10 protein-coding genes are annotated in these 9,524 nt (G+C 65.8%); 3 read left to right on the forward strand and 7 right to left on the reverse strand.

Annotated features, from left to right (window positions below):
* Positions 1–42 precede the first annotated feature (42 nt).
* The 3 genes from der to nudC all read right to left on the reverse strand — a co-directional run bounded on the left by der (position 43) and on the right by nudC (position 3,205).
* Positions 43–1,404, reverse strand: a complete 1,362-nt coding sequence (gene der, locus ACUSIJ_RS10175) for a ribosome biogenesis GTPase Der (protein ID WP_449308267.1) — start codon at positions 1,402–1,404, stop codon at positions 43–45.
* 41 nt (positions 1,405–1,445) lie between these two features.
* Entirely contained in the window at positions 1,446–2,102 is a 657-nt protein-coding gene (locus tag ACUSIJ_RS10180) for a tetratricopeptide repeat protein (RefSeq protein WP_449308268.1), read from the reverse strand.
* A gap of 113 nt (positions 2,103–2,215) precedes the next feature.
* Positions 2,216–3,205, reverse strand: a complete 990-nt coding sequence (nudC, locus tag ACUSIJ_RS10185; RefSeq protein ID WP_449308269.1) for an NAD(+) diphosphatase — start codon at positions 3,203–3,205, stop codon at positions 2,216–2,218.
* Between the two features lie 313 nt (positions 3,206–3,518).
* Here nudC and ACUSIJ_RS10190 point away from each other — a divergent pair, with 313 nt between their 5' ends.
* A complete protein-coding gene (locus tag ACUSIJ_RS10190; protein WP_449308270.1) occupies positions 3,519–3,671 on the forward strand; it encodes a hypothetical protein in 153 nt (50 codons plus the stop codon).
* A gap of 238 nt (positions 3,672–3,909) precedes the next feature.
* Here the strand turns inward: ACUSIJ_RS10190 and ACUSIJ_RS10195 are convergent, their stop codons facing one another.
* The 3 genes from ACUSIJ_RS10195 to ACUSIJ_RS10205 are packed head-to-tail and all read right to left on the reverse strand — an operon-like array spanning position 3,910 to position 5,426.
* Positions 3,910–4,515: a DNA-3-methyladenine glycosylase I gene (locus tag ACUSIJ_RS10195; RefSeq protein WP_449308271.1), complete on the reverse strand. Its 606-nt coding sequence runs from the start codon at positions 4,513–4,515 to the stop codon at positions 3,910–3,912.
* Positions 4,512–4,817: a YciI family protein gene (locus tag ACUSIJ_RS10200; RefSeq protein WP_449308272.1), complete on the reverse strand. Its 306-nt coding sequence runs from the start codon at positions 4,815–4,817 to the stop codon at positions 4,512–4,514. Before ACUSIJ_RS10200 ends, ACUSIJ_RS10195 begins: the two co-directional genes overlap by 4 nt.
* A gap of 15 nt (positions 4,818–4,832) precedes the next feature.
* On the reverse strand, positions 4,833–5,426 hold the full coding sequence (locus tag ACUSIJ_RS10205; protein WP_449308273.1) for a TetR/AcrR family transcriptional regulator: 594 nt from the start codon (positions 5,424–5,426) through the stop codon (positions 4,833–4,835).
* A 258-nt stretch (positions 5,427–5,684) separates the two neighbouring features.
* Here ACUSIJ_RS10205 and ACUSIJ_RS10210 point away from each other — a divergent pair, with 258 nt between their 5' ends.
* Positions 5,685–6,827, forward strand: coding sequence for an alpha-hydroxy acid oxidase (locus ACUSIJ_RS10210; protein WP_449308274.1), 1,143 nt, complete (start codon positions 5,685–5,687; stop codon positions 6,825–6,827).
* A gap of 68 nt (positions 6,828–6,895) precedes the next feature.
* On the opposite strand, the gene ACUSIJ_RS10215 is transcribed toward ACUSIJ_RS10210, so the two are convergent.
* On the reverse strand, positions 6,896–8,113 hold the full coding sequence (locus ACUSIJ_RS10215) for an NADP-dependent isocitrate dehydrogenase (RefSeq protein WP_449308275.1): 1,218 nt from the start codon (positions 8,111–8,113) through the stop codon (positions 6,896–6,898).
* A gap of 672 nt (positions 8,114–8,785) precedes the next feature.
* Between ACUSIJ_RS10215 and ACUSIJ_RS10220 the strand changes: the two genes are divergently transcribed.
* Positions 8,786–9,358, forward strand: a complete 573-nt coding sequence (locus tag ACUSIJ_RS10220) for a L,D-transpeptidase (protein WP_449308288.1) — start codon at positions 8,786–8,788, stop codon at positions 9,356–9,358.
* The last annotated feature ends 166 nt before the right edge of the window (positions 9,359–9,524 follow it).

Consider the following 9,524-nt stretch of genomic DNA (forward strand, 5'->3'; position numbering starts at 1 on the left):
ACTGGCGGGATCGTGATCGGTTTCCTCCATGGTGCTTGTCGGTTATTTCTTCCGGTCATATGGATTGTCCCCCGACCGGAGCGACAGCCGGATCGGCGTGCCCTTGAGGTCGAACGTCTCGCGCAGGCCGTTGACGAGATAGCGGGTGTAGGAGCGCGGCAGTTCGGAAAGCTGGTTGCCGAACAGGGCGAAATGCGGCGGGCGGCTCTTTACCTGCGTGATGTAGCGGATCTTGATGCGCCGGCCCGAGACGGCGGGCGGCGGGTGGCCCTCCACCATGTCGGCCAGCCACCGGTTGAGGCGCGATGTCGAAATGCGCTCGTTCCAGATGCGGTAGGCCTCCATGACCGCTTCCATCAGCGGGTCGATGCCCCGGCCGGTGAGGCCCGACACGGGAATGACCGACACTCCCTTGACCTGCGACAGCAGGCGCGAGGCCTCCTCCCGCAACTCCTTCAGCAGCCCGTGCCGGTCGGAGACGAGGTCCCACTTGTTGAGGCCGATCACAACCGCGCGGCCTTCCTTCTCGATGAGATCGACGATGGTCAGGTCCTGCTTCTCGAACGGAATCGTGGCGTCGAGCAGCGCGACCACCACCTCCGCGAAGCGGATGGCGCGCAATCCATCGGCGACTGACAATTTTTCGAGTTTGTCATCGATGCGCGCGCGCTTGCGCATGCCGGCGGTATCGTAGAGCTTGATGGCGTGGCCGCGCCATTCCCAGTCGAGCGAGATCGAATCGCGGGTGATGCCAGCCTCGGGGCCGGTCAGCAGGCGCTCTTCGCCGATCATCTGGTTGATGAGCGTGGACTTGCCGGCGTTCGGCCGGCCGCAGATGGCGATCCGCAGCGGCCGCTGCAGGTTGCCCTGCTCGTCGAGCCCGGCTTCTTCCTCCTCCTCGTCGTCCGGATCCGGGAAGAACGGCGCCAGCGCTTCCAGCAGATCGGCGGTGCCCTCGCCGTGCTCGGCCGACAGCGCCACCGGTTCGCCGAGGCCGAGCGAGAACGCCTCATAGGCGCCCTCAAGCCCGACCTTGCCCTCGGCCTTGTTGGCGACGAGGATGACCGGCTTGCCGGAACGGCGCGCGAGTTCCGCGAACTGCCGGTCTGACGGGGTGATGCCGGCGCGCGCGTCGATCACGAACAGGATGATGTCGCTGTCCGCGATGGCGGTTTCCGTCTGCTGGCGCATGCGCCCGGTCAGGCTGTCGCCGGCAGCTTCCTCAAGCCCCGCGGTGTCGAAGACGCGGAATGCGAGATGCCCGAGCGTGGCCTCGCCCTCGCGCCGGTCGCGGGTGACGCCGGGCTGGTCGTCGACAAGCGCGAGCTTGCGCCCCACGAGGCGGTTGAAGAGCGTCGACTTGCCGACATTGGGACGGCCGATGATGGCGACCGAAGCGGTCATGGTGACTCCAGACGCAGACTGCAAAAATCAAAAATAAAGAATCAGTCGGACGGGCCGCTGGCGACCAGAGCCAGATAGAATTCCTGCACGCGCCGGCGCAGGCCGGCAGGGGCGGCGGGGTCGGTGATGATCTGGTCGAACCAGCGGCCGGCCTCCTCGAACCTGCCGGCGTCGAGGGCGACGACGCCGAGCGCCTCCAGCGCGGTGAAACGCCAGGGCTGGCCGGGCGCGGCGAGCGGCTGCAGGGCGGCCTGTACCTCGTCCGCCGAGAGCGTGCCGATCCGCAGCAGCGTCGCGCGCAGCCGCGCGAGGTCGCGCCATATCGTGTCCACACTGCTGTCGTCGGCGATCGCGGTGAAGGCGGCCGCGCCGGCCGCCGGGTCCTTGCCGCCCTCGATCGCGGCGAGCCGGAAGCGGGCCAAAAGGCGGTAGCCGGCCGGGCTGTCCGCCGCGACGGCTGCAAGCGCCTGCTCCGCTTCGTCGATCCTGCCCTCGCGCGCCGTCTGCAACGCCTCCTCGAACCGTCCTCCCGCCTGTTCCGCCGACTGCCGGTTGAACCAGCGCCACGCCTGCCACCCGCCGACACCTGCGACGATCAGCACGATCACCGCGACGATGGCGGGCGCGAGGCGGCGCAACAGCTTCGAATAGCGGTCGCGGCGAAGGTCTTCATCGATTTCACGAAAGATGTCGGTCATGGAGGTCTACTGTGCTGGCCGGCGCCTGAATTCTAGGCAATGAAGGCGAACGGGACCATTAACACAGCGATGCGCCGAAAGCGAGATCGGCCTTTCCCGATATGGACGGCCTATTATATGAAGGCGCCGTCCGTCTCCACGAAGGCGCGCAGCAGGTGGTGGGCGATGGCCATGGGGCGCGGGGCGCTCAAACCGTCCGGATGGCTGCCCGCCAGCATCAGCCGCGCTTCCTCGCGGGTGAACCAGCGCGCATCCTCCAGTTCCAGCCGGTCGACGACGATGTCGTGCGCCAGCGCCTGCGCGGCGCAGCCGATCATCAGCGAGGAGGGAAACGGCCAGGGCTGGGAGGCGAGATAGCGCACCGCACCCACCGGCACGCCCGCCTCCTCCATGACCTCGCGGCGCACCGCGTCCTCGATGGTCTCGCCCGGCTCCACGAAGCCCGCCAGCGCCGAGTACATGCCCGGCGCGAACTTTGGCTGCCGGCCGAGCAGGCAGCGCTCGCCGCCCGTCACCAGCATGATCACCACCGGGTCGACGCGCGGAAAATGCTGCGCACCGCAGGCCTGGCAATCGCGCCGGAAGCCGCCGGTGAAAGCGATGGTGGGCGCGCCGCAATTGGCGCAGAATCCGTGCCGGCGGTGCCAGTCCATGAGCGCCTTGGCCTCGCCCAGCGGCCCGAGCTCGTCCGTGGGCAACAGTCCCTCGGCGGCGAGGGCGCGCAAATTCACGGGTTCGACATCGCCGCGCCCGGTGAGGGATTGCGCCAGTTCCGCCGGAAAGAGCAGGGCGAACAGCGGCACGCCGTCGAGGACGCCGAGAAAGGCGCTCTCCTGCGCGGCACCGAAGGCCTCCGTCTCCTTCAAGGTGAAGCGGGCGCGTTCCGGCGAGCCGCCCGTCTTCAGCAGCGGCGTATCGCCGGCGATCACGAAGGCCCGTGCCTGCTCATTCGCCCGGAGTGCCGCGAGCTGCGCCTCGCTCTCGCGCCGCTCGGAATGGCGGTCGAGCCGATTCGTGCCGAACGCCGTGCGCGCCGACAGCTCGCGCGCCGGCAACACGCGCTCCGTGGCCGCGGCGGAGAGGGCAATCCGTTCCTGTGTCATCGCGCTTCCCTGTCCGACGGCGGTTTGAGGCACGCACAGATTAACCGCCCCGGGCTTGCGCGCAAGCGTCCTCAGAAAATTCGCTGCGTCGCACATTTTTTCCTTGACGGCGCCGCGTGTTGGCCCCATTTAGCAGCCATACAGTCGATGTCGCGCAGCCGCGCGGCTCGATATTCATCGGAAATCGGAAATCATGCCCAGCGACAGTATAAGTCGATCGCGTTCGCCGTCTGCGGCCCTCTGGATAGCCTGATCTTTCGATAGGCTCACCGGATCGGCCGTTCGACGGCCCGATCGACAGGAAGGTGAGCCAATGACCTCTACCAAAGTCCAGCGCAGCCTCACGGCCGCGCGTTACGACGACACCCGCGCCGATCGTTCCGTGGCGTGGCTGCTCGTGCTCATGCTCGTGCTCGTATTCCTGCCCGTGGCAGGCGTGTGGGCCGCGGCATTCTTGTCGAACTGAGCCGCTCAAGCAATTCCAGCAAAAGCGGGAACCGTTCTTTTTGACGCGTTTTCCTCACGCGAACCGGTAGCCGCTTCGCTCGAAAACGCTACAGCGCATCAAACCGCGGACGGACGCCGTTTTCCGGACGGATCCGATGCGACGATAGAAGGACACGGCGGCGGGGCCGTTGCCCCGTCCCGCCGATGTGTGCATCGCCTTCCCGTTCCGGTACAACCGGTCTGCCATCCCGGCAGATTCAGCGGGGGCGGCGAAACGCTGCCCGTGCCCGCTCCACCTCGGCCCGTATCACGCAGCCCTCGGCGTGATCGTTGATCAGTCCCATTGCCTGCATGAACGCGTAGACCGTGGTCGGACCGACGAATCGCCAGCCGCGCTTGCGAAGCTCCTTCGACAGCGCCTCGGAAGCAGGCGAGGTCGAGTGGCTTTGCGCAGGCGCCGCGTCATCGACGGGCTCGAATCGCCAGAGGAAGGCGGCGAGGGATCCTTCGGTCTCGACCAGATCGCAGGCGCGTCGCGCATTGTTGATTACGGCCTCGATCTTGCCGCGATGACGGACAATCCCCGCATCCGCCAGCAGGCGCGCGACATCCGCCTCATCGAACAGCGCAACCTTGCGGAAATCGAAACCGGCGAAGGCCGCGCGAAAATTCGCGCGCTTGGCCAGAATGGTGCGCCAGCTCAGGCCGGATTGGAAGCCTTCGAGGCAGAGCTTTTCGAACAGCCGGATGTCGTCATCGACCGGGAAACCCCATTCGCGATCGTGATAATCCAGGAATTCGGGCGCGGCCGTACACCAGCGGCAGCGCGGGCGGCCGTCGGGGCCGGGAACGGTCGCGCTCATACGGGGGCCTTTGCCGGGGCCTTGAGAAAATCGAGCGCGGCATGGGTGCGCTTCGGGTCGATTTCGTGAATGTCGACGGTCACGACGCCCTCAGCCACGAAGGGATCGGCGGCGATGCGCGCCTCATGCGCCGCGCGGCTTTCGCCGTGGGCCAGGATGGCGCCGCCCGCGGCCGGCTCCAGGGAACCGACGCAGAGGAACACGCCGTCCGCGAAGCCCTGCGCGATCCAGTCGTTGTGCGCGGCCATGAACTGCGGCGCGGCGGCGCGATTCCCGGCGAATCTCAGGAAGGTGACGAACATCTTGATGGCCTCCGCTCAGCTTGCCCGTGAAGATTCCGGCAGGGCGGCAAGCCAGTCCTCGATGCCAGCCACCTCGCCGCGGATGAAATTCTCGTCGCGAAAGGCGGAGGCCATGACGGCCACGCCCTGCACCCGGCCCAGAAGATGCAGCGCAAGCGCCTCGGCCCGATCGCCTTGAGAACGTTCTGGCCCGAGCGCCCGGAACTGCCCGGCCAGCCAGTCGCGAAACAGACCGAAGATCTCCGCCGCCCGGCCTTGCGCGGCATGGTCGAGCTTGGCGAGTTCCGAACACAGCGTGCCGACCGGGCAGCCGAAAGCCATGATCTTCGCCCGGTTGGCAATCAGGATGTGAACGAAGGACAGAATCCGTTCGCGCGGGCCGCCGGCCCCGGCCTGCCAGCCGTCGAGCATGGCGCGCGTGAGATCCATGCGCCGGGCGATCACGGCATCGAGAATCTCGTCCTTGGTTTTGAAGTGATAGTAGAAATTGCCCCGCGAGATGCCCATCGCCGCGGCGATGTCGGCAAAGGACGTGGCCTCGAACCCGCCTTCATAGAAGAGTGTATCCGCTTTCTCGATGATCAGGGCGCGTGTCGATGGTTCGGGCATGTCGGATCGCCGCCGTGTCTGGACGCCATCAGATTAGGTCGATTGTCCTAATCCGTCAATGGCCCCGGCAGCATTCCCGCACACTGCGGATTCGTGCCCCTGCCGCGACGCTTCGGCTCCGCCGTTGCCGAGGCGCGCGGCAATGCTCCCGGGAGCGGCGATGGAGCATTGTCCGTCGCGCCGATTTACATTCCGGCCGGAACGTTGCATTGCAGGGCCTGTCGACAATCACCCTGACAATCCGGAGCCGAAGGGGACATGCAATCCGCGCTGACCATCGCCGATCTGAAGGAACGCGCCCGCCGGCGCGTGCCGAAGATGTTCTTCGACTACGCCGACTCGGGATCATGGACCGAGAGCACCTATCGGGCGAACGAGGCGGATTTCGCCAACATCCGCCTGCGCCAGCGAGTGCTCGTGGACATGACGGACCGTTCGCTGGAATCGGAACTCGTCGGCCAGCCCGTCGCCATGCCGGTCGCCCTGTCACCGACGGGGCTCACCGGCATGCAGCATGCGGACGGCGAAATCCTCGCCGCCCGGGCGGCTGAAGCCTTCGGCGTGCCTTTCTGTCTCTCCACCATGAGCATCTGTTCGATCGAGACGGTCGCGGCAGCGACGACAAAGCCGTTCTGGTTCCAGCTCTATGTCATGCGCGACAAGGGCTTCATCGAGCGGCTGATCGAACGGGCGCGGGCGGCGGGCTGCTCGGCGCTTGTGCTGACGATCGATCTGCAGATCCTCGGCCAGCGGCACAAGGACCTGCGCAATGGCCTGTCCGCGCCGCCGAAATTCACGCCCCGCCACGTCTGGCAGATGGCGACGCGTCCGGGCTGGTGCCTGCGGATGCTGCGCACGCGGAACCGCACCTTCGGCAACATCGTCGGCCATGTCCAGAACGTCACGGACGTGTCGTCGCTCTCGTCCTGGACGGCGGAACAGTTCGACCCGCGGCTGTCGTGGCAGGACGTGGCGTGGATCCGGGAGAAATGGGACGGCAAGCTCATCCTCAAGGGCATCCTAGACCCGGAGGACGCCCGGATGGCTGCGGCCACCGGGGCCGACGCGATCATCGTCTCGAACCACGGCGGGCGGCAGCTCGACGGGGCGCGCTCCTCCATCTCGGCGCTGCCGGCCATCGTCGAGGCCGTGGGCGACCGTGTCGAGATCCACATGGACGGCGGCGTGCGCTCGGGCCAGGACGTCCTCAAGGCGATCGCGCTCGGCGCCAGGGGCGTGTGGATCGGCCGCCCCTTCCTCTATGGGCTCGCCGCAGGCGGACAGGCCGGCGTGACGCGCGCGCTGGAGATCATCGCCCGCGAGCTGGACATCTCGATGGCGCTATGCGGCCGGCGCGACATCCGCACCGTCGGCGCCGATATTCTCGACCGCGCAGCCTGACGGGGCGCGCGCTTGTCACATGAAAACGCTTTAAAGCCTCCCGGGATCGCGCCGGGAGGCTTTTCGTCTTACTGCTGGCCGATGGCCTTCTGCAGGTTCTCGTCGATCTTGTCGAGGAACCCGGTGGTGGACAGCCACTTCTGGTCGGCGCCGACGAGCAGCGCGAGGTCCTTGGTCATGAAACCGGCTTCGACCGTGTCGATGACCACCTTCTCCAGCGTCTGGACGAAGCGGGCGAGTTCCGCGTTGTCGTCGAGCTTGGCGCGGTGGGCGAGGCCGCGGGTCCAGGCGTAGATCGAGGCGATGGAGTTCGTGGACGTCGCCTTGCCCTTCTGGTGCTCGCGGAAGTGGCGGGTCACGGTGCCGTGGGCGGCTTCCGATTCCACGATCTTGCCGTCGGGCGTCAGCAGCACCGAGGTCATCAGGCCGAGTGAGCCGAAGCCCTGCGCCACGGTGTCGGACTGCACGTCGCCGTCGTAGTTCTTGCAGGCCCAGATGTAACCGCCGGACCACTTCAGCGACGAAGCCACCATGTCGTCGATCAGGCGGTGCTCGTAGTGGATGCCGGCCTTCTGGAACGCATCGCGGAACTCGGCCTCGTAGACTTCCTGGAAGACGTCCTTGAAGCGCCCGTCATAGGCCTTGAGGATGGTGTTCTTGGTCGAGAGATAAACGGGATAGCCGCGCGCGAGGCCGTAGTTGAGCGAGGCGCGGGCGAAGTCGCGGATCGAGTCGTCGAGATTGTACATGGCGAGCGCCACGCCCGAACCGGGGAAGTTGAACACCTCGCGCTCGATCTTCTCGCCGTCCTCGCCCACGAAGGTGAGGGTGAGCTTGCCCTTGCCCGGCACGCGGAAATCGGTCGCGCGGTACTGGTCGCCGTAGGCGTGGCGGCCGATGACGATGGGCTGTGTCCAGCCGGGCACGAGGCGCGGCACGTTGCGGGCGATGATCGGCTCGCGGAAGATGACGCCACCCAGAATGTTGCGGATGGTGCCGTTGGGCGACTTCCACATCTGCTTGAGGTTGAACTCCTTCACCCGCGCCTCGTCGGGGGTGATGGTGGCGCACTTCACGCCCACGCCATACTGCTTGATCGCCTCGGCGGCCTCGACCGTGACCCGATCCTCCGTCTTGTCGCGGTTTTCGATGCCGAGATCGTAATATTTCAGGTCGATGTCGAGATACGGATGGATCAGCTTGTCCTTGATATACTGCCAGATGATCCGGGTCATCTCGTCGCCGTCGAGTTCGACGACCGGGTTCGCCACCTTGATCTTGCTCATGGATCTCTTCACCTCGCACGGGACAACAGCGTAGGGGGGCCTCGGCGCGGGTTCCCGTGCGCACCCCCCGCCGGCAAACTGCCTATACGCATTTTCGCGATCGAATGACACCTGTTGCAACGACGAAACAGTGACAAAATTCAAAATTTGAACGGACCACAGCGACGCGGTGCGGTCACAACGGCCGCGGCGCTCCTGATTCGCGCGGATGGCGGACGCGCAGGCTACCGGCGAGGGCGGGACGGACGACAAAAGAGGCTGGAGCCTTTAGAGTGAGGAGCCTTTTCGAGCCCCGGCCACTGGCCGCCGTGCGATACTTCATACACCGTCCGGTCTCGCGGCTTTCCGCCGCCTGATTTGGCAAAAGGCCCACGAGCAACGCCCGTGAGCCTTCAGGTATTCCCATCACGGTTTAGTGAAACCTGCAGTCCATTGCTGCGACAAATCTTGCGGGCCATGGTAAATGCCGAATTATTTAAGTGATATCAAAGTGTTGTACGCAACTCCCCGATGCTTTCCGCTGTTTCCCGCCATCCATGCTGTACTGGATTGGCTGTCATTCCGTGCCGGGCTATTGCGGCTTTAGGTGATTCGGTTCACAAAACAAGCGGCTGACGCGTGTATGAAAATAATTCGTACAGCGTTTGTGGTTGGGGAAAATCGGGACTGTTCATCATGCGCTGGATCGCCGCTTTGACCGGGTTGTGCGCTGCTCTCGTCGTCACACCCTCCGTTGCCTATCAGATAGACCCGTTGACACGGCAGCCGCTGTCGCAGCCGGAGAATTTTGGCCCGCGGGCTTCGCCGATTCCGCGTGAAACGGTTGCATACCGGGGGCCGCACAAGCCCGGTACGATCGTCATATCGACGAAGGAGCGCCGGCTTTACCTGATTCAGCCGGGCGGCAAGGCGCTGAGATACGGCGTCGGCGTGGGCCGGCAGGGGTTCCAGTGGGGCGGAACCCAGACGGTGACCCGCAAGGCCGAGTGGCCGGGCTGGACGCCGCCGCCCCAGATGCGCAAGCGTCGTCCGGACCTTCCCGCCCATATGCCGGGCGGCCCCAACAATCCGCTTGGCGCGCGTGCGCTTTATCTGGGCTCGACCCTTTACCGCATTCACGGTTCGAACGAGCCCGAGACCATCGGGCAGGCGGTGTCGTCGGGCTGCATCCGCATGATGAACCACGATGTGGTGGACCTTTACAATCGCGTGAAGGTCGGCACGCGGGTGGTCGTGCTGCGCTGATCGTTGCCCGCAGCGGCAGGCCCGCCGACGCGCTCGTGGCATGGAATCTCGTGGCATGGAATTATGACAGAGCCCCTTTTCCGCCCTCTCGGTGGGCGAAAAGGGGCTCTGTTTTTATCGACTACGGCCGGCCGGGTTGTCCGCCCCGGGAGGCCTCCATCTCCAT

The sequence above is a fragment of the Pseudochelatococcus sp. B33 genome (assembly GCF_053570585.1).